We start from the raw sequence: 20,324 nt of genomic DNA on the forward strand, positions 1-20,324 counted from the left end.
GGACGGCCCATGTTCAGCCGATTCTTCGTCGATCGCCCGATCTTCGCGGCCGTCGTGTCGATCGTCATCTCGCTCGCGGGCGTGCTGGCGCTCCTCAACCTGCCGGTCGCGCAGTACCCGCCGATCACGCCACCGGCCGTGACCATTTCGATCAGCTACCCTGGCGCGAGCGCGCAGGTGGTGGCCGACACGGTCGCCGCCCCCATCGAGCAGCAAGTCACCGGCGTGCCGGGCATGCTGTACATGTCGTCGAACTCCGGCAACGACGGGTCGTACAGCCTGACCGTGACGTTCGAGATCGGCACCGACCTGAACTCGGCCGTGGTGATGGTGCAGAACCGCGTGCAACTCGCGATGCCGCAACTGCCGACGGCCGTGCAGCAGCAGGGCATCACCGTGCGGAAGCGGACGCCGGACATGCTGATGATCATCAGCTTTAGTTCCCCCGGCGGCCGGTACGACAACGTCTACCTGAGCAATTACGCCACGGTCGCGATCCGCGACGAGCTGCTCCGTCAGGAAGGCATCTCCGACGTGACGGTGTTCGGTCAGCGCGACTACAGCATGCGCGTCTGGCTCGACCCGCAGCGGTTAGCGGCCCACGACATGACGGCCCTGGACGTGGCGACCGCCGTCCGGGCACAGAACATCGAAGCGGCCCTCGGCCGCGTCGGCCAGCCGCCCGGCGGGAAGACGCGGTCGTTCCAGTTCCCGCTCGACACCCGCGGCCGACTCTCGGAAGTTGAGCAGTTCGCCGACATCATCGTGAAGGCGGGTGGAAGCCGACCGCTGCCCTCCATGATGACGAGTTCCGGCGGTGGCGGATCGAGCACGTCCACGATGCGACCGATGATGCCCACGATGCCGATGCCGACCGTCGGCAGCATGATGAACATGAATAGCTCGACGTCGTCTTCGACTTCGACATCCTCGACCCCTTCGACTGGTTCGACGGGCCAAAGCACTCCGAACGGCTCCGGGTCGTCCGGGTCCAGTGCGTCCGGCGGGTCGAGTTCCGCGAACCCCTCGAACGTGATGCTCCTCGGCAGTGCGCTCGGCAACCCACTCGCGCCCGGCCCGGCGACGGGCGGTACGGCACTCGCCGGCATGGGAAGTTCCACCAACGGGATGAACGCCGCTGGCGGAAGCAGCAGTTCGACGAGCAGCACGAACCAGGGCATCCCGATGGTGGCCACGACGGGCGGCGTGGTCGGCGCGAACTCGCTGTCCGGCGGGTCGCTCGACGGCGGGCCGAACGCCGCGACCGCCGTCGTCCGCCTCAGCGACGTGGCCCGCATCGAACTCGGGGCGGCGACCTACGACAACGGCGCGACCTTCGACGGCAAGCCGTCGGTCGGCCTCGCCGTCCGCCTCCAGCCGGACGCGAACGCCCTCGACGCCGGCGACCGCGTGCGGGCCAAGATGGAGGAACTGCGGGCGCGGTTCCCGGAGGACATCACCTTCGACATCGCCTACGACACGACGCCGTTCATCCGCGAGTCGATCAACGACGTCAAGTGGACACTCCTCGAAGCGGTCGGCCTCGTCGCGATCGTCGTGCTCGTCTTCTTGCAGAACTGGCGGGCCGCGATCATCCCCATGATCGCCGTGCCGGTCGCCATCCTCGGCACGTTCGCCGTCATGCTCGCCCTCGGCTTCTCGGTGAACAACATCTCGCTGTTCGGCCTCGTGCTCGCCATCGGCATCGTGGTGGACGACGCCATCGTTGTCGTCGAAAACGTCGAGCGATGGCTGGAACACGGCCTCAGCCCCAAGGAGGCGGCGTACAAGGCGATGGAGGAAGTGACCGGCCCGGTCGTCGCCATCGCGGTCGTCTTGTGTGCCGTGTTCGTGCCGTGCGCGTTCGTCGGCGGCATCCCCGGCCAGTTCTACCGGCAGTTCGCCGTGACGATCACCGCCTCGACGGTCTTCTCCGCAATCAACTCGCTGACGCTCAGTCCGGCGCTCGCGGCCATCCTCATGCGAAAGCGGGAACACGGCCGGGACTGGCTGACCCGCGGTCTCGACTTCCTGCTCGGCTGGTTCTTCTGGCTGTTCAACAAGAGCTTCGCCGCCGGCACTTCCGCCTACGCCTGGACGCTCGCCCGCCTGTTGCGGGTCAGCCTGCTCGTGCTGATCGGGTACGGCGGCCTGTTGGCCCTGACGTACTGGACGTTCCAGAAGGCCCCGCTCGGCTTCGTCCCGGAACAGGACCAGGGGCGGCTAATCGTGAGCATCCAGTTGCCCGACTCTTCGTCGCTCAACCGGACGCAGAGGGTCATTCACCAGGCCGAGGTGATGGCCCTGGAAACGCCCGGCGTCGCGCACACCACGTCGGCCGCCGGGATGTCGATGGTCGCCCAGGCAAACAGTTCCAACTACGGCAGCATCTTCGTCGTCCTCGACCCGTTCGACAAGCGGCAGGCCCCCGACCGCAAGGGGGCGGCGATCATGGCGAAGTTGCGGAAGAAGTTCGCCACGATCACGGACGCCGACGTGAAGGTCTTCGGTGCGGCCCCGGTCCCTGGCTTGAGCGTGGCCGGCGGCTTCAAGATCGTGGTTGAGGACCGCGGCGGCCTGGGCCTGGGCGAACTCCAGAAGCAGACCGACGCCTTCGTCGCGAAGCTGCAAAAAGAGCCGACGGTCAACTCCGTCATCACGCAGTTCCGCTCGCGGACGCCGCAGTTGTACCTCGACGTGGACCGCACGAAGGTTGAGTCGCTCGGCGTGGACCTGAACGACGTGAACCAGACGATGCAGATTTACCTCGGCTCGCTGTACGCGAACAGCTTCAACGCCTTCGGCCGGCACTGGCAGGTGAAGTTGCAGGCCGAGGGGGACTTCCGCAACGAGACGAAGGACATCAGTTTGCTCCAAGTGCGGAACAAGTGGGGCGAGATGGTCCCGCTGGCCACGCTCGTGCGGCTGCGGCAGATCAACGGGCCGGTGTCGGTGAACCGCTACAACCTCTACACCGGCGCGGCCGTCAGCGGGAACGTGCCGCTCGAAGTGGGGTCCGGCGACGCCATCGCGGCCGTGGACCGTGTGGCGAAAGAGAGCCTGCCGCGGGCGATGACGACGGAGTGGACGGAACTCTTCTACCTCCAGATCCGCACCGGCAACACGGCCATCTACGTCTTCCTGCTCGCGGTCGTGTTCGTCTTCCTCGCCCTCGCCGCACTCTACGAGAGCTGGGCGCTGCCGCTCGCGGTCATCCTCGTCGTGCCGCTGTGCCTGCTCTGCTCGGTCGGCGGCATCCTGCTCGTCGGCAAGTCGGTGGACATCTTCGTGCAGATCGGCCTGATCGTGCTCGTCGGGCTGGCGTGCAAGAACGCCATCCTCATCGTCGAGTTCGCCGAGCTGCTGCACAAGGAAGGGAAGCCGCGTGACGTGGCGGCCGTCGAAGCGAGTCGGTTGCGCATCCGGCCCATTCTGATGACGTCGCTCGCGTTCATCCTCGGCGTGGTCCCGCTTATCGTCGCGTCGGGGGCCGGGGCCGAGATGCGCCGCAGTCTCGGCATCGCCGTGTTCAGCGGGATGCTCGGCGTGACGCTGTTCGGCGTGTTCCTGACGCCGGTCTTCTTCGTGCTCATTCAACGCGGCGTGGACGCGAAGGCGTTCAACGCCGGAGTCACGCGGTGGGGCGGGTTCGCGCTCATCGGGGCCTTGCTCGGTGCCATCGTGGGCTACCTGCTCGCGGAACTCGGCGTCGGCCGGATGCCATTGACCGTGGCCATTGCCGTGGGCACGGGCGCCGCGGTTGCGGTGTTCGCTCCCCTCTTGCGGAGCGTGTTCCGGTCGGGAACCAACGGAGGGCAGTCGGCGTGATCTCGCGATTCTTCATCGACCGGCCGATCTTCGCGTCGGTGCTGTCCATCGTCGTCACCCTCGCCGGCGTGGTGGCGGCGCAGACGTTGCCGATCGCGCAGTACCCGGAAGTCGCACCGCCGACGGTCGTGGTGACGGCCGTGTACCCCGGTGCGAATTCGCTGACGTTGCAAGACACGGTGGCCGCCCCCATCGAGGAGCAGGTCAGCGGCGTCGAGGGCATGATGTACATGTCCAGCCAGTGTACCAACGACGGCACGTACACGCTCACCGTCACCTTCAAGCTCGGCACCAACCCCGACATCGCGCAGGTGCTCGTGCAGAACCGCGTGAGCCTGGCCCAGCCGGTCATCCCGGAATTGGTGCAGCGGGAAGGGATCGTCGTCAAGAAGCAGTCGCCGAACACGCTGATGATCGTCAACCTCGTGTCCGACGGCCGGTACCCGGACACGTACCTGAGCAACTACGCGACCATCGAAATCCGCGACGAACTCGGCCGCATCCCCGGCGTGGCGAGCGTCGGCTACCTCGGCCAGCGCGACTACAGCATGCGGGTCTGGCTCGACCCGGACAAGCTCGCGTCACTCAACCTGACCGCGACCGACGTGGTCACGGCCATCACCCGGCAGAACGTGCAGGTGGCGGCCGGGCAGATCGGCCAGCAGCCGGTGCCGAAGGGCCAGCAGTTCCAACTGACGATCAACACCCGCGGCCGACTGATTGACGCCGACGAGTTCGCCGACATCATCGTGAAGGTCGCCCCCGGCGGGCCGGCCGGTGCCCAGGCGGCGCAGACGGCCATGATGACGACCGCCCCTGCCGACTCGTCGGCCGCCTCGACCGCCAACACGTCCGGCACGGCCGCCAGCAGCACGGGTCAGACGTCGGCCGTGGTGCGGTTGCGGGACGTGGTGTCCGCGTCGCGGCAAGTGACCGACGACGCCGGCCGATCACAGACCGTCGGCGGCGTGCAACTCGGCGCGCAACAGTACGACCAAGCCGCGACGCTCGACGGTCAGCCGACGGTGGCGCTGACCGTCTACGGCCTGCCGGGGGCGAACGCCCTCGACACCGGCGACGAAGTGAAGAAGAAGATGGAGACGCTGTCGAAGCGGTTCAGCGACGGCCTCACGTACAAGATCGTCTACGACACCACGCCGTTCATCCGTCAGTCGGTCAACGAGGTCTACCGCACGCTGCTGGAAGCGATCCTGCTCGTGGCCATCGTCGTCCTCGTCTTCCTCCAATCGTGGCGGGCGGCCATCATCCCCCTCGTGGCCGTGCCCGTCGCCGTCGTCGGCACGTTCGCCGTCATGGCCGCGTTCGGCTTCTCGCTGAACACGCTCACGCTGTTCGGCCTCGTGCTGGCCATCGGCATCGTGGTGGACGACGCCATCGTCGTCGTCGAGAACGTCGAGCGGTGGCTGGAGAAAGGGCTAGACCCGAAAGAAGCGACGCGGAAGGCGATGGACGAGGTGACGGGTCCGGTCATCGCGATCGCACTCGTGCTGTCAGCGGTGTTCGTGCCGGCCGCGTTCATCGGCGGCGTGACGGGCCAGTTCTTCCGCCAGTTCGCCGTGACCATCGCCGTCAGCACGCTCATCTCGGCGTTCAACTCACTCACACTCAGCCCTGCCCTCGCGGCCATCCTCCTGAAGCCGAAGCACGCCCCGAAAGACTTCCTCGAAAAGACGCTCGACTTCCTACTCGGCTGGTTCTTCCGCCTGTTCAACACGGCGTTCGAGGCGACGACGAGCCTCTACGCGAAGATCGTCGGGTACCTGTTGCGGCTGGCGATCATCGTGTTGCTGCTCTACGGCGGCCTCTTGTACCTGACGTACCACGAGTTCGTCCGCACGCCGACCGGCTTCGTGCCGCAGCAGGACAAGGGCTACCTCATCCTCAACGTGCAACTGCCCGACTCCGCGGCGCTCGAGCGCACGCAACGGCTGATGGCCCGCATCGAGAAGGCGGCCCTCGACACGCCGGGCGTCGATCACACCGTCGGCATCTCCGGGCAGTCGCTCATCCTGAACGCGAACGCGCCGAACCTCGGCTCCTTGTACGTCATGCTGAAGCCGTTCGCGGACCGCCCCGGCCTGACGGCCGAGAGCATCTCCCGCGAGTTGGAGCAGAACTGCCGGAAGGCCGTCCGCGGGGCGTCGGTACGGGCGTTCGGCGCGCCGCCGATCGAGGGCCTGGGCACGACCGGCGGGTTCAAGCTCGTCATCCAAGACCGCGGCAACCTCGGCCTTGCCGAACTGCAGCGTGTCAGCGATCAAGTCGCGGCGACCGGGAACAAGTCGCCACAGTTGCAAGGGCTGTTCAACTCCGCCCGGTTCGACACGCCGTGGGTTTACCTCGACGTGGACCGGACGAAGTGCGCCGCCCTCGGCGTCTCGGTGAGCGACGTGTTCAACGCCCTCCAGTACAACCTGGGGTCGTACTACGTCAACAACTTCAACGAGTTCGGCCGCAACTGGCAGGTGAACATCCAGGCCGACCCAATGTTCCGCGACCGCGTGCGGAATGCCGCCCAGATCCAGGTGCGGAACGGCCAAGGCCAGATGATGCCGCTCGGCACCGTCCTCTCCATCCGCGACACGAGCGGCCCGGTGCTGGTGCAGCGATACAACCTCTACCCGGCGGCCGTCATCACCGGCGACGTGGCCCCCGGCGTCAGCACCGGCGAGGCCGTCCCGCTGGTCGAGGGCATCGCCGCACAGTCGCTGCCGCGGGCGATGGCCGCCGACTGGACGGAGCTAACCTTCCTGCAAAACCAGGCGGGCAACACCGCCATCTACGCCTTCATCCTCGCGGTGGTGTTCGTGTTCCTGGTGTTGGCCGCACAGTACGAAAGTTGGAAGTTACCGCTCGCCGTGATCCTCGTCGTGCCGATGTGCTTGCTGTTCGCAATCCTCGGCGTGAACGTGGCCGGGCAGGACATCACGATCTTCACTCAGATCGGCCTGATCGTGCTCGTCGGGCTGGCGTGTAAGAACGCCATCCTCATCGTCGAGTTCGCGAAGCAGCAGCACGAGGCCGGCGAGTCGGTCCGCGACGCGGCCATCGAGTCGAGCCGCCTGCGGTTGCGGCCCATCCTGATGACGAGCTTCGCGTTCATCTTCGGCGTGCTGCCGCTCGTGTTCTCGGAGGGGGCGGGGGCCGAGATGCGGCGGAGCTTGGGTGCGGCCGTGTTCGCCGGGATGCTCGGCGTAACGCTGTTCGGCATCTTCCTCACGCCGGTCTTCTTCCGCGTCGTCCACTGGTTCGGCCGGGACGAACACGCGAAGCCGAAAGAAGCCGAGACGCACGCGCCGGAAGAAAAGGTTTACGAAGAGGAGAAGCGGAAAGAGGCCTTAGTCCCCCGGGCGACCGAGGCACTCATCCCGCTTGCGGAGTGACACCTCTTGCACGGCCGTGACGCGGTTCCGCCCGGCTCTACCCGTTATCCGAGGCGGTGTCCGCGGCCGCCGACCCAATCCGGGCCACACCCTTTTGACCCCACGCCCAGCCGCTGATCTCGGGCAGGTCCTCGCCGTGTTCGTGGATGTACTGGCGGTGCTCGATGAGCTTGTCGCGGACCAACTGCCGCACTCCCGCGGCCTTCACGGCCAGCCCCGGCACGCGGTCGATCACGTCGGCGACGAGGTTGAAGCGGTCGATCTGATTCAGCACGCACATGTCGAACGGCGTCGTCGTCGTGCCCTCTTCCTTGTACCCGCGGACGTGCAGGTTCTTGTGGTTGGTCCGCCGGTACGTCAGCCGGTGGATGAGCCACGGGTAGCCGTGGAAGGCGAAGATTATCGGCTTGTCGGTCGTGAAGAGGGCGTCGAAATCCTTGTCCGGCAGGCCGTGCGGGTGTTCGCTCGCCGGCTGGAGTTTCATCAAGTCCACGACGTTCACGACACGCACCTTGAGGGCCGGCAAGTGCTCCCGCAAGAAGCTCGACGCGGCCAGGACTTCCAGCGTCGGTACGTCGCCACAGCAGGCAAGCACGACATCCGGTTCGGCCCCGGTATCGCTACCGGCCCAGCCCCAAATGCCGACGCCGGCCACGCAGTGCGGGACGGCCTCGGCCATCGTCAGCCACACCGGCGCGGGCTGCTTCCCTGCCACCACCACGTTCACGTAATTGCGGCTCCGCAAACAGTGGTCGGTCACGCTCAGCAGGCAGTTCGCGTCGGGCGGGAGGTAGACGCGGACGATCTCGGCCTTCTTGTTTACGACGTGGTCAAGGAAGCCGGGGTCCTGGTGCGAGAAACCGTTGTGATCCTGCCGCCAGACGTGCGAACTGAGCAGGTAGTTGAGCGACGCGATCGGCCGCCGCCACGGCACCTCCCGGCAGACCTTCAACCACTTCGCGTGCTGGTTGAGCATCGAATCGACGATGTGAACGAACGCCTCGTAGCACGAGAAGAACCCGTGCCGGCCGGTGAGCAGGTAGCCTTCGAGCCACCCCTGGCACTGATGTTCGCTCAGCACCTCCATCGTCCGACCGTCGGGCGACAGGTGCGTGCCGTCGTTCGGTTCCAGGTCCGCCGTGTAGCAGCGATCGGTGACGTCCAGCACGTCCTGCCAGCGGTTCGAGGCCAACTCGTCGGGGCTGAACAGGCGGAAGTTCTTCGCGTCGCGGTTGAGCTTCATCGCGTCGCGGAGGAACTTGCCTTGTACCCGCGTGGCCTCGGCCGACGCCGCACCGGGGGCGCGCGTTTCGACCGCGTAGGCTCGGAAGTCCGGCAGTTCGAGGTCGCGCAGGAGCAGCCCGCCGTTGGCGTGCGGGTTCGCCCCCATTCGCTTCTCGCCGGTCGGGGCGAGGGCGGCCAGTTCCGGCTGCAGCTTGCCGGTCGCGTCGAACAACTCCTCAGGCCGGTACGACTTTAGCCACGTTTCCAGGACGCGAACGTGCGCCTCGGAGTTCATGTCCGACAGCGGCACCTGATGGCTCCGCCACGAGCCCTCGACCTGCTTGCCGTCGATCTCGTGCGGACAGGTCCAACCCTTCGGCGTCTTGAGGACGATCATCGGCCACGCCGGGCGGCCCTGGAAGCCGTTGGTGCGGGCGTCGGTCTGCACCCGCTTGATCTCCGCGAGGCAGTGGTCGAGTGCCGCGGCCATCGCCTGGTGGACCTTCGCCGGCTCGTGGCCTTCGACGAAGATCGGCGCGTAGCCGTAGCCTTCGAACAGCTTGCGGAGTTCGTCCTCTGGGATGCGGGCGAGGAAGCACGGGTTGGCGATCTTGTATCCGTTCAGGTGGAGGATCGGCAGCACCGCCCCGTCGCGGACGGGGTTGAGGAACTTGTTCGAGTGCCACGCGGTGGCGAGCGGCCCCGTCTCGGCCTCGCCGTCGCCGACGACGCACGCGACGATCAGGTCCGGGTTGTCGAACGCGGCCCCGTAGGCGTGCGAGAGGGAGTAACCGAGTTCCCCGCCTTCATGAATCGACCCCGGCGCCTCCGGCGTGCAGTGGCTGCCGATCCCGCCGGGGAAGCTGAACTGCTTGAACAGCCGCTTCAGACCGGCCGCGTCCTGGGAGACGTTCGGGTAGACTTCGGTGTACGTGCCTTCGAGGTAGGTGTTCGCCACGATCCCCGGCCCGCCGTGCCCCGGCCCGGCGACGTAGAGCACGTTCAGGTCGTCCCGCTTGATGACCCGGTTCAGGTGCGCGTAGATGAAGTTCAAGCCCGGCGTCGTGCCCCAGTGGCCGAGCAGCCGCGGCTTGACGTGCTTCCGCTGGAGCGGCTCGCGGAGGAGCGGGTTGTCGAGCAGGTAGATCTGCCCGATCGACAGGTAGTTCGCCGCCCGCCAGTAGGCGTCGATGGCCGTAAGCGTGGCCGGGTCGAGTGGGCGGTCGGTCGGTTGATCCGTCATGGCGTCGGGTCCTCGTGTTGAAAACTCAGGCCGAGGACGCGGGCCGTCGTCCGGGCGATCATCACTTCCTCGTCGGTCGGGATGACGCGGACGACCACGTCGCCGGCACCCGAGGAAATCACAGCCGCGTTGGTCGCGTTGTCGGCCAAACTCAGGTCGATTCCTAGGAAACCAAGCCCGTCACAAATACGGGCGCGAACCTCGTGGGCATTCTCGCCGATCCCGCCGGCGAAGACCAGCGTGTTCACGCCGCCGAGAGCCGCCGCCAACGCCCCGATGAACTTCTTGGCCTGGTAGCAGAACAGGGCCACGGCGTCGGCCGCCCGTTCGTCCGTTGCCTCGTGAGCCATCAAGTCGCGCATGTCGGAACTCGTCTCCGACACGCCCTTCAGGCCCGCTTCGTGGTTCACCAAATGGTCGAGTTGGTCGGCCGTGAGGCTTTCCGTTCGCAGAAGGTGGACGAGGACACCGGGGTCGAGGTCGCCGGTGCGGGTGCCCATGACGAGGCCGCCGGTCGGCGTGAAGCCCATCGTGGTGTCGATGCAAACACCGTCGCGGACAGCCGCCATGCTGGCCCCCGACCCGAGGTGGGCGAGAATCACCCGGCCGTCGGCCGCCACCCCGGCGGTGCGGCGGAGTTCTTCCAACAGGTAGGCGTAGGAGAGGCCGTGGAAGCCGAACCGCCGGACGCCGTACCGCCGCGGGATCGGCAATCGTTGGGCAACCGGCGGCAGGGTGGCGTGGAAGGCTGTGTCGAAGCACGCGACTTGCGGCAGATCCGGCCGCCGACGGATCAGGGCTTCGATCAACGCGATTTCGGCGGGCAGGTGGTCGGGGTCTAGTGGCACAAGGCGGCGAAGATCGGCGACGAGGGCCGCGTCAATGGCCCGTGGCTCGACATGGTCAGGCCCGCCGTGGACGACCCGATGGCCGACCGCGACGACATGATCGAGGACACCCTGCCCTTCCAGCCAGTCGATTAACTCCTCGGCCGCCCGGGCCGGATCCTTCGCCGTGATCGGCTTTCGATCCACCTCAACCCCGCGCTCGGTCGCCCGCAGGAACGCTTCCGGCGAACCAACCCGCTCGACGGCCCCGGCGAGCAACCGGGCGGACACCCCGGTTCGAGCAAACACCGCGAACTTGATGCTTGAGGAACCCCCGTTGAGCGTCAGGACGGACTCGCCCCATGAGGTCCGTTCGTTCGGCGGGTGTTGAGGTGTATCCACGAGCCGCTAACTCCCACGAGAATCGCGAGTTCAGCGCCAGTTTATTCGCCGCCCGCCGGTCGGCCACGGAGTCGGCCTCACCGGCGTCCACCCTTAGATGGCTTGGTCGGGAGTGGTAACCTTCCGCGGAACACACGAACGGGTGTGGGGCAATATTGTTGACACGACTCGGGACACTCGCCACGATGTCGGTTGGTATTGCCGCCGGACGCTCAGGAGGTTTCGTATGGGTCTCTCGAAAGTGTTCCGCACGCGACCGCCAGAGGAACATTGGCCGGAAGCAATAGCCTTCGACGTTTCGACCGTCTGCCCCGCGACATCCGTGCTGGGCGAGGTCGCCTACAAGGATGCCGTCGAAGCCTTGCTGGAGCGACAACCGGTCCGACCTGCGCCTGGGGCCAGGGTACCGCGGTTCCGACCGGCCGAAGCCTGCTCACAGTATCACGGTCGACTCGTCAGAGACGTCGGGTTTCATCCCGTGGTAGCGGCGGTCCACCTCGCCTTTCAGGACCACCGACCGCTCGTCCTGTCGCCGGACATCGTGTGGCTCTTGATCGCTCAGGGGTTCGCCCACCACGTTAACGCGAACGCGGAAGCCCTACGGTCAAAGTTCGTGCAGCACTCAGACAAGTTGACGATCACCATCCGACGGGACGACTTCGTCAAAGGATCGCCGGAAAACCCGTGGGAGGAAGTATTCGTCAAGTTCACCGACCAGATTCGTGGGCATGTCGGCGCACAAACCCACGAACTCTTACTTCCGAACTTCTCGACAACCGGCCCTCGGGAACGAGCGGCGGCTCAAATCGTGCTGATGGAGGCGATGCAGTCGTACTTCACCTACGAGTTCGTCACCATGTGCGGCATTCCACAAATCGCGCTGGAGGGGACTGCCGACGACTGGACCGAGTTGGCCCGGCGGGTACGCGACTTGGAGGCGTTCGATCTCCGTTGGTGGGTGAGCGCCCTGACACCGATCCTCCAAGAGTTCATCGCCGCGGCGATGGGGCGGCCGAGCGCGAAGTTCTGGCAGTCCATCTATAAACAGGAAGGCGGGAGCGGCGGGCCTTACACCAGCGGTTGGATCACGGCCTTTTTCCCGTACCTCAAGGATTGGCGAACCGGGCTGGCCACCAATCCCAATCCGTGGTTGCGGCAGGGCGGCAAGCGCCTTCAATCCATCCTCTATCCGCCCGCGGACGCGAGGAATGCCTTCGGCAACGGCCCGACGACACCTCAATTCCCAAGCGGCCTGGCCCGTGCCCCGTTCGTCTGGAAGTATTTGGATCAGTCCTTCGACATGGAGTTCCTTGGTGGGTTCGTGGGCGTCCGACAGGACGTCACCACCCTGCAGCTTAAACCCGAAATCGGTTGGGCCGTCCGCGACGTCTCTCCGACTTGAGCAACGGCTAGAACCAGCCGGGTCAAAGGCGAGGGCGCCCCCCTAGAATGTCCGTTACCTGTATCCGCGCCCGCACGAAGGTTCGCCATGCTCGGTCGGTTTTTCAGCAAGATCAAGAAGGGCCTGTCGAAGACCCGTAACGTCTTCACCGGCGTCGCCAACCTGTTCACCGGCAACCACCGCGTGGACAAGGAATTCCTCGCGAAACTCGAAGACCAACTGCTGCTCGCCGACGTGGGCACGACCGCGGCCACGAGCATCGTCGAGGGCGTCCGCAAGGCGTTCATCGACAAGGAAGTCGGCAAGGATGTGATGGAGTTCGTGCAGCAGAAGTTGCGCGAACTGCTGGCCGACCCGTCGGAAGGCATCCGCTACGCCGCGAGCGGGCCGACGGTCATCATGATCGCGGGCGTCAACGGGTCCGGCAAAACCACGTCCATCGCGAAGCTGGCGAACCGCCTTCAAAGTGAAGGGAAGAAAGTCGTCGTGGCCGCGTGCGACACCTTCCGGGCGGCGGCCGTCGAGCAACTGACGGTGTGGGCCGGCCGCATCGGGTGCGAGATCGTCAAGCAGCAGCAAGGGTCCGACCCGGCCGCCGTCGCCCACGACGCCTGCGAGAAGGCGAAGGCCAAGGGGTTCGACGTGCTCATCGTGGACACGGCCGGCCGCCTGCACACGCAGACGCACCTGATGCGCGAGTTGGAGAAGATTCACCGCATCGTCCAGAAGCAAATTCCCGGCGCACCGCACGAGGTGTTCCTGGTCCTCGACGCCACGACCGGGCAGAATGCGGTGGCACAGGCCGAGCAGTTCGGCAAGGCGGTGAACTGTACCGGCATCATGCTCTCGAAGCTCGACGGCTCGGCGAAGGGCGGCGCAATCTTCGCGATCAAGCAGAAGGTCGGCCTGCCGGTGAAGTTCGTCGGCGTCGGCGAGCAGATGGAAGACCTGGAGCCGTTCGACCCGGACGGTTTCGTGGCGGCCCTGTTCGAGAAGGGGTAAGGCGGCCAAAAGGTCGGCTTGCGGCGGCGTGGATTTTCGGTTACGCATCAAGTTCGCGGCCGCGCCGGCCGACACGCCCCGCCACTCGGAGCAGGACCGATCCCGAATGCCGCCGCGATTCGCCTGGGTTCTCCTGGGATTACTCCTCGGTCACGGGTGGGTCGCGGCCCAAATTTCGTCGCCGCCGCCGGTCAGTCAGCGCGCGGCGTCCGGCACGCCGTTGAGCGAGACGTTCACGCCGGACACACTCTTCCCGAAGAAATCGGACCCGCCGGCCGCTCCACGCCCGGCCCCGGTCGTCTCCGATACGCCCGCGACGAACACCCCTGACGGTGGCTTGTTGCCACCCGCTCCGCCCCCACCGCCACCGCCCAAAACCTGGTCGGGCAGTGCGGACCTGGGCTTGAACGGCGCGACGGGGAACTCGGACATCTTCAACATCCGCGGCGGCTGGAACGTGCGGCGGAAGACGGAATCGAACGCGCTGACGTCCGACCTTCAGTACGTCTACTCGCAGCAGAACGGCACCGCGCAGAGCCATCAGGTGCTCTACAACGCCCGCGACGAAATCCTCTTCTCGGGCAGCCGGTGGTCGGCGTTCACGGCGTCGCAAATCGAATACGACGAATTCCGGGCCTACCGTTTCCGCGTCGGCGTTTACGCGGGGACGGCGCTCCGGCTCGTGGACGAGAAGGACTTCACGTTCAAACTGCGGGCCGGGGCCGGGGCCACGCGAGAACTCGGCACGGAGGGGTCGCCGAGTCGGTGGCTCGCGGAATTCCTGCTCGGGTACGACTTCCGGTACAAGATGACCGACCGCTCAACCCTCGTCTCGATCCTCGACTTCTATCCGCGGGTCGAGGACATTCGGCAGTTCCGGATGCGCGGCCGGTTCGCTTACGAGTACCTGCTCGACCCGTCGATCGGGGCCATCTTCCGCGTCGGCATCCAAGAGCGGTACGACAGCGACCCCGGCAACGCCAAGCGCAACGACCTGACGTACTTCACCACCCTCGGCTTCAAGTTCTGAGCCGGGGCATAGGATGGCAGGATGAAAACCATCCTGCCGGCACTTCTTCTCGGGTTCCTCACGTTAAACGCCCACGCTCAGTGGCGACAACAACCCACGAAGGTGGACGCCGACTTCCGCGGATTGTGTGCCGTGACCGAGAAGGTCGCGTGGGTGAGCGGCACGAATGGCACGGTCGGTCGGACGACCGACGGCGGCCAGACGTGGCAGTTCAGTACAGTGGTGGGGGCAGAGAAACTCGACTTCCGCGACGTGGAGGCGTTCGGCGAGGCGGTCGCGATCGTGCTCAGCATCGGTCCGGGCGGGGATTCTCGCATCTACAAAACAACGGACGGCGGCCAGTCGTGGAAGTTGCAATTCCAGAACGCCGACCCCGAGGCGTTCTACGACGCCCTCGCGTTTTGGGACGAGAAGAACGGCCTCGCCCTCAGCGACCCGGTGAAGGGGCACTACCGTCTGATCGCCACCGACGACGGCGGGACCACCTGGAAGCCCCTGCCGACCGACAACATGCCGACCGCTCTCAAGGGGGAAGGCGCGTTCGCGGCCAGCGGCACCTGCCTCGTCACGCAGAACGAAAAGGACGCCTGGTTCGTGACCGGCGGAGCGAAGCAAGCCCGCGTTTTTCACACGGCCGACCGCGGACAACACTGGACGGTGAGCGAAACGCCGATCACCGCCGCCGTCGAATCGGCAGGGGCGTTCTCAATCGCGTTCCGCGACCGCGATCACGGCATCATCGTGGGCGGCGACTACCGCAAACCAACCGAGGGCGGAGCGACCGCGGCCGTCACCCGCGACGGTGGCAAGACGTGGAAACTCGTCGAACCGGCCTTGCCCTTCCGGTCGGGCGTCGCGTGGGCGAAGGACCGTTGGGTGGCGGTCGGCACATCGGGGAGCAGTGTTTCGCTCGACGATGGAGTGACGTGGAAAGAACTCGACCGTGAGAACTACAACAGCGTGCGATTCACCACCGCCGGCGCGGGGTGGGCCGCCGGCCCAAAAGGGCGAATCGCGACGTTTGAAAAGAAGTGAACGGAGCGAATCTCACGCACAGGATGAGCAGGAGCATGCGCAACCGCCCAGCGGAAAATAACGCGGCCCGCTCCAACCGGAGCGGGCCGCATCTATGAAGAGGCTGTTCTTACGAACAACCGCAGGTCCCATCCTTCGCCTTGGCGTCTTCCTTCGCGGCTTCGGCCGCGTTCTCCGTCTTCTGAGCAGCTTCGTCGGCCCGATTCTGGACTTGATGGGCCTTTTCCTTTACCCAGTTTGTCGCCTCTTCAGCCTTTTCGGCCACCTTGTGTCCGACCTTGCTTGCGGTTTCGACAACAGCATTGCCAGCTTCGGCCAGCTTGCCACGGATAGTATCGGCCATGGTTCGTACTCCCTGCTGAGAAACAACTTACCGCGATGGTAATCACGGTGAGGCCCGTTGGCCTGGACGGGAAATCACTTTGCAAGGAGTGTGCCAAACGACGGAAGATCCGCCGCGGTGGGCCGTCAAGAAAATGCCCGGTAGTCCTTCTCGCCCCACTGATAGTCGATCAGGATTTGCTCCCCGGCCACGATGGGCCGCAGTGCCCGGAAGACGATCTCGCCTCTCAACAGTCGGCAGACGAAGGCGGCGTTGGGGTTGTTCGAGTGGTTGTACAGGGAGCCGTACCCGAGCGCCACCGCGAGCCGGCCGGCATCCTCACCCCACTTGAACACGTAGTCGCTGAGGACGCCCAAGGACCGCTCTTGAACGTCCGGCGCAAGGACCAAGACCGGGCAGACCTCAATGACCTGACCGGTGCGGAACGCACATCCGGCGAAAACCCCCCGGCCCATGCCGCGGACTTTTTTGATGAGAAGTGGAGGGGGTGAGAGAACGGTTCGCGGTCCGGGATCGTTCATCGACGGGTTCCACACGATACGGGGCGAATGCCATAACGATAGTGGCACGGGAACGGTTCAGGCGTGCCGGCAAAGGTGCGGGATCGAACGAGCAACCCGCACCCGACGGCCTATAAACCCTCTCCTCGGCGTAATTCCTTCGGCTTCACAGCATGATAGGTGTCCACTCACGTGGTTTGCTGGAACCCGCCACTCGGCGGGGGAAATATTGACGATTTTGGCGATGCCACGAAACACGTCGCGTCGTGCGACAACTTTAGGCACTCCCCGCGGATGGAGGGAAATCGCAAGGTGAAATCCGGGCAAAAATTCGTGCGAAAGAGCTAGCTTTTCAGGGTTTGGTTCGTCCCGCTCTCACGGCTACATCGACGCGGCACGGGGGGTGCTTTCTGTCGTGGTGCCTCCCACAAGTACTCTGGAAACACTCACACACTTGGGGTTGGCGGTTCCCGGACGATTTCCCGGGCTATCTCAGCCTGGCAATAATTTGTGAGCCAGTACGTTCGTGCGTTCCTCCCCATCATCTCTGAAGTTCGCGATTTCCACACTTCCCGTGCGCCCGCACCGTATGGATCGAGGCCTCACTTGATGCCGGGAGGAAATGGGCCGTTACGCCCCAGGATGGAACACCCATGAGCGACTTCAACGACGACCAGAAGAACTACCTGGAAGGCTTCGTCCGCGGGGCAGAACTCACACTCGGATCGCGCGGGCTGGCAACTTTCGCAGGCACGCTCGGCCTGAACGGAGCTGCCAATGGCAAGCCAGCGGATGCGGTGCCGAGCGGGCCGGACGCCGTCCACTTCATTGCCCAAAACAAGCAGATGGCCGAGGGGAAGAAACTCTGCTCGCAGGAGGAAGCTAAGCGGAAGCGGCACCCGCTGGACATGTGGGACGACATGGTCAAGCACGCGGCCGAGGGGAAGTTCCCGAAGGGCGAAGACCTACTCGCGTTCAAGTACCACGGCCTGTTCCACGTCGCCCCGGCGCAAGACTCGTACATGTGCCGGATGCGCATGCCCGGCGGCATCCTGACGGCCCACCAATTTCGCGGCATCGCCGCCATCGCCGACGACTGCGGCGGCGGCTACACCGACGTGACCACGCGGGCCAACCTTCAGATTCGCGAAATCCCGGCGGCCCGCGGCCCGGACGTCGTCCTCGGCTTGCAAGACCTAGGCATCCTCATCTGCGGGTCCGGGGCGGACAACATCCGCAACGTCACCGGCAGCGCCACCGCCGGCATCGACCCGCAGGAACTCACCGACACCCGGCCGCTCGCGCGGGCCATGCACTACCACATCTTGCACCACCGCGAGATGTACGGCCTACCGCGGAAGTTCAACATCGCCTTCGACGGCGGCGGCGCGATCAGCGCCCTCGAAGACACCAACGACATCGGCTTCACGGCCGTCCGCGTCGGCGAGGGCAAGAGCGTGCCGGCCGGCGTCTACTTCCGCCTGCAACTCGGCGGCATCAGTGGCCACAAGGATTTCGCGAAGGACGAGGGCGTCCTCCTCAAGCCGGAAGAGTGTGTGCCGGTGGCCGACGCGGTGGTGAAGGTCTTCAACGAGAACGGCGACCGCACCGACCGCAAAAAGGCCCGCCTCAAGTACGTCCTCGACCGTTGGGGCCACGCGAAGTACGTCGAGGAGACGGAGCAGAAGCTCGGCTACAAACTCACGCGGTTCCCGCTCGCCGAGTGCGACCCGCGGCCGCCGGTCGCCAAGCACGGGCACATGGGCGTTCACCCGCAAAAGCAACCCGGCCTCTTCTACGTCGGCGTTCTGTTGCCCGTCGGCCGCCTCCAAACGGAGCAGATGCACGGCCTCGCCGAGATCGCTGAGAAGTTCGGCAGCGGCACGATCCGCCTGACCGTGTGGCAGAACTTGCTCATCTCCGACATCGCCGGCGAGAACATCCCGGAAGTGAAGCGGCGGATCGAAGACCTCGGCCTGCACTGGGACGCCTCGAACGTCCGCGGCGCGCTCGTCGCCTGCACCGGGAAGGCGGGGTGCAAGTTCGCCGCGGCCCACACCAAGCAGCACGCGACCGAGATCGCGAACTACCTCGAACCCCGGCTGACGCTCGACCACCCGTTGAACATTCACGTCACCGGCTGCCCGAATTCGTGCGCGCAGCACTACCTCGGCGACATCGGCCTGATCGGCACCGGCGTCGAAGTCGGCGAGGAGATGGTCGAGGGCTATCACATCTTCGTCGGCGGCGGCTACGGCGAGGAACAGCACATCGGCCGCGAGGTGTACCGCAGCGTGGCCGCGACCGACGCCCCCCTGGCCATCGAGCAGATGCTCCGGGCGTACTTGGACCACCGCGCGTCGCCGGACGACTCGTTCAACGACTTCGTGCGGAAGCACCCGACCGAACAACTCCAGCAGTGGTTCGGCCCGGTCCGCCAACCGATTTCCCTCTCGTGAGCTTCGCGATGCCCGCCCCCCTCCTCCCGGAAACGGCCCCGTTCACGTCCGCCCAGCGGTCGTGGTTGAACGGCTTCTTCGCCGGCGTCTTCGGCCTCGCTTCGAGTCCGGCCGCCCCCGCGACGCCGGCCGCGCCGCCGGTCGTCGAGGAAGACTTCCCCTGGCACGACCCGAACCTGAAACTCGACGAGCGGATGAAGTTGGCCGAGGGGAAGCCGCCGGAACGCCAAATGATGGCCGCGATGGCGCAGCTCGATTGCGGGGCGTGCGGGTACGTGTGTAAGACGTACTCCGAGGCCATCGCCAACGGCGAGGAGAAGGATCTGACGAAGTGTTCGCCGGGTGGCAAGGACACGTCAAAGAAGCTGAAGGAGATCGTCGCCGGGCGGAAGGCGCTGCCGGTCGCCGAGGCCAACGGGCACGCCAAGCCGGCGAAGGCCAAGCCCGCCGTCCGCAAGGGCGTGTACGACCGCCACAACCCGTTCCCCGCCCCGCTCCTGGAAGCCCGCCCGCTGAACGCGACCGGCTCGGAGAAGGACGTGCGGTATGTCGCCTTCTCGCTCCGCGGCAGCGGCCTGAAGTACGACGTCGGCGACGCCCTCGGCTTGATCCCGGAGAACGACCCGGAGTTGGTGGAAGCGATCCTCAAAGCCCTCGGCGTTCGCGGTGACGAGGTCGTGACGGTGGCCGACGGTCAGGAACTGCACGCCTTCGACGCGCTCGCCCGGCACTGCGTCATCACGAAGGTCAGCGATGACCTCGCGGCGTTACTCGCCGGCCGGGCGACCGATCCGTCGGAAGCGGCCACCCTCAAGACGTTGATCGAAGACGACGTGGAGGGCATCCCGGCCACGTGGGACGTTCTTGACATTCTCGAACAGTTCTCGTCGGCCCGCGCGCCGGTCGCGGACGTGGTGGCCACCTTGCCCACGCTTCAACCGCGGCTCTACTCGATCTCGTCGTCGCTGAAGGTGTACCCGGAGGAAGTTCACTTGACCGTCGGCGTGGTCCGGTACACGCAGGGTGGTCGCGTTCGCAAGGGCGTGGCGTCGAACTTCATCACCGAGACGCTCCGCACCCGGCAGAAGGTCGGCGTGTTCGTCCACCCGTCGTCCGGGTTCCGCCTGCCCGCGGACGGAAACGTGCCGGTCATCATGGTCGGCCCCGGCACCGGCATCGCCCCGTTCCGGGCGTTCCTGCAAGAGCGGTCGATCAGCGGGGCGGCCGGCAAGAACTGGCTGTTCTTCGGCGACCAGCGACGGGAGTACGACTTCCTCTACCGCGACGAGATGGAAAGTTACACGAACGCCGGCGTGCTCACGCGGTTCGACCTGGCATTCTCGCGCGACCAAGAAGCGAAGGTGTACGTTCAGCACAAGATGCTGGAAGCCGGCGAAGAACTCTGGAAATGGCTGGAAGCCGGGGCACACTTCTACGTCTGCGGCGACGCCCGGCGGATGGCCCTGGACGTGGACCACGCCTTGCACGAGGTCGTCCGCCAACACGGGAAGATGTCGGCCGATGCGGCGAAGGAGTACATTAAGGCGATGAGCAAGGACAAGCGATACCAGCGCGACGTGTACTGAAGCGCCGAGACGAGCCGGTTTCAGTCTCTCGATGGCGGG

12 protein-coding genes are annotated in these 20,324 nt (G+C 65.8%); 8 read left to right on the forward strand and 4 right to left on the reverse strand.

The genetic code is table 11. The features are described 5' to 3' along the window. The first annotated feature begins 9 nt into the window (after nt 1-9). Nucleotides 10-3,828 carry an efflux RND transporter permease subunit gene (locus tag PX52LOC_RS36245; RefSeq protein WP_149114660.1) on the forward strand — a complete coding sequence of 1,273 codons (3,819 nt, stop codon included), beginning with the start codon at nt 10-12 and terminating at the stop codon, nt 3,826-3,828. After that, complete coding sequence (locus PX52LOC_RS36250; protein WP_149114661.1) at nt 3,825-7,232, forward strand: efflux RND transporter permease subunit; 3,408 nt, start codon at nt 3,825-3,827, stop codon at nt 7,230-7,232. The genes PX52LOC_RS36245 and PX52LOC_RS36250 overlap by 4 nt, the downstream gene beginning before the upstream one ends. A 37-nt stretch (nt 7,233-7,269) precedes the next feature. Here PX52LOC_RS36250 and PX52LOC_RS36255 read toward each other — a convergent pair whose 3' ends face one another. Beyond that, nucleotides 7,270-9,699 (reverse strand): phosphoketolase family protein, encoded by a 2,430-nt coding sequence (locus PX52LOC_RS36255; protein ID WP_149114662.1) that lies wholly within the window; start codon nt 9,697-9,699, stop codon nt 7,270-7,272. Beyond that, nucleotides 9,696-10,928: an acetate/propionate family kinase gene (locus PX52LOC_RS36260; RefSeq protein WP_149114663.1), complete on the reverse strand. Its 1,233-nt coding sequence runs from the start codon at nt 10,926-10,928 to the stop codon at nt 9,696-9,698. Before PX52LOC_RS36260 ends, PX52LOC_RS36255 begins: the two co-directional genes overlap by 4 nt. Nucleotides 10,929-11,406: 478 nt before the next feature. Between PX52LOC_RS36260 and PX52LOC_RS36265 the strand changes: the two genes are divergently transcribed. The 4 genes from PX52LOC_RS36265 to PX52LOC_RS36280 all read left to right on the forward strand — a co-directional run bounded on the left by PX52LOC_RS36265 (nt 11,407) and on the right by PX52LOC_RS36280 (nt 15,397). Further along, the gene (locus PX52LOC_RS36265; protein WP_168219421.1) at nt 11,407-12,330 is read left to right on the forward strand and encodes a DUF4419 domain-containing protein; all 924 of its coding nucleotides are present in this window, start codon (nt 11,407-11,409) and stop codon (nt 12,328-12,330) included. Nucleotides 12,331-12,417: 87 nt separating this feature from the next. Continuing rightward, nucleotides 12,418-13,332: a signal recognition particle-docking protein FtsY gene (gene ftsY / locus PX52LOC_RS36270; protein ID WP_149114665.1), complete on the forward strand. Its 915-nt coding sequence runs from the start codon at nt 12,418-12,420 to the stop codon at nt 13,330-13,332. Between the two features lie 106 nt (nt 13,333-13,438). After that, complete coding sequence (locus PX52LOC_RS36275; protein WP_149114666.1) at nt 13,439-14,362, forward strand: DUF481 domain-containing protein; 924 nt, start codon at nt 13,439-13,441, stop codon at nt 14,360-14,362. A 21-nt stretch (nt 14,363-14,383) separates the two neighbouring features. Further along, nucleotides 14,384-15,397: a WD40/YVTN/BNR-like repeat-containing protein gene (locus tag PX52LOC_RS36280; RefSeq protein ID WP_149114667.1), complete on the forward strand. Its 1,014-nt coding sequence runs from the start codon at nt 14,384-14,386 to the stop codon at nt 15,395-15,397. Between the two features lie 109 nt (nt 15,398-15,506). Here the strand turns inward: PX52LOC_RS36280 and PX52LOC_RS36285 are convergent, their stop codons facing one another. Together PX52LOC_RS36285 and PX52LOC_RS36290 are read right to left on the reverse strand one after the other, a co-directional pair. Beyond that, on the reverse strand, nt 15,507-15,740 hold the full coding sequence (locus PX52LOC_RS36285) for a hypothetical protein (protein ID WP_149114668.1): 234 nt from the start codon (nt 15,738-15,740) through the stop codon (nt 15,507-15,509). A 125-nt stretch (nt 15,741-15,865) separates the two neighbouring features. Then, nucleotides 15,866-16,195, reverse strand: a complete 330-nt coding sequence (locus PX52LOC_RS36290) for an SET domain-containing protein-lysine N-methyltransferase (RefSeq protein WP_246173571.1) — start codon at nt 16,193-16,195, stop codon at nt 15,866-15,868. Between the two features lie 698 nt (nt 16,196-16,893). Here PX52LOC_RS36290 and PX52LOC_RS36295 point away from each other — a divergent pair. Together PX52LOC_RS36295 and PX52LOC_RS36300 are read left to right on the forward strand one after the other, a co-directional pair. Further along, entirely contained in the window at nt 16,894-18,699 is a 1,806-nt protein-coding gene (locus PX52LOC_RS36295) for a NirA family protein (RefSeq protein ID WP_149114670.1), read from the forward strand. An 8-nt stretch (nt 18,700-18,707) separates the two neighbouring features. Further along, nucleotides 18,708-20,285, forward strand: a complete 1,578-nt coding sequence (locus tag PX52LOC_RS36300) for a sulfite reductase subunit alpha (RefSeq protein ID WP_149114671.1) — start codon at nt 18,708-18,710, stop codon at nt 20,283-20,285. Nucleotides 20,286-20,324 lie beyond the last annotated feature (39 nt).

The organism is Limnoglobus roseus, from assembly GCF_008254045.1.
Classification (GTDB): Bacteria; Planctomycetota; Planctomycetia; order Gemmatales; family Gemmataceae; genus Limnoglobus; species Limnoglobus roseus.

Excerpts from the sequence above, each read along its gene's own strand:
- PX52LOC_RS36280 (WP_149114667.1), top strand. The coding sequence starts at position 14,384 with ATGAAAACCATCCTGCCGGCACTTCTTCTCGGGTTCCTCACGTTAAAC.
- ftsY (WP_149114665.1), top strand. The coding sequence starts at position 12,418 with ATGCTCGGTCGGTTTTTCAGCAAGATCAAGAAGGGCCTGTCGAAGACC.
- PX52LOC_RS36245 (WP_149114660.1), top strand. The coding sequence starts at position 10 with ATGTTCAGCCGATTCTTCGTCGATCGCCCGATCTTCGCGGCCGTCGTG.
- PX52LOC_RS36255 (WP_149114662.1), bottom strand. The coding sequence starts at position 9,699 with ATGACGGATCAACCGACCGACCGCCCACTCGACCCGGCCACGCTTACG.
- PX52LOC_RS36285 (WP_149114668.1), bottom strand. The coding sequence starts at position 15,740 with ATGGCCGATACTATCCGTGGCAAGCTGGCCGAAGCTGGCAATGCTGTT.
- PX52LOC_RS36290 (WP_246173571.1), bottom strand. The coding sequence starts at position 16,195 with ATGGGCCGGGGGGTTTTCGCCGGATGTGCGTTCCGCACCGGTCAGGTC.
- PX52LOC_RS36275 (WP_149114666.1), top strand. The coding sequence starts at position 13,439 with ATGCCGCCGCGATTCGCCTGGGTTCTCCTGGGATTACTCCTCGGTCAC.
- PX52LOC_RS36295 (WP_149114670.1), top strand. The coding sequence starts at position 16,894 with ATGAGCGACTTCAACGACGACCAGAAGAACTACCTGGAAGGCTTCGTC.
- PX52LOC_RS36300 (WP_149114671.1), top strand. The coding sequence starts at position 18,708 with ATGCCCGCCCCCCTCCTCCCGGAAACGGCCCCGTTCACGTCCGCCCAG.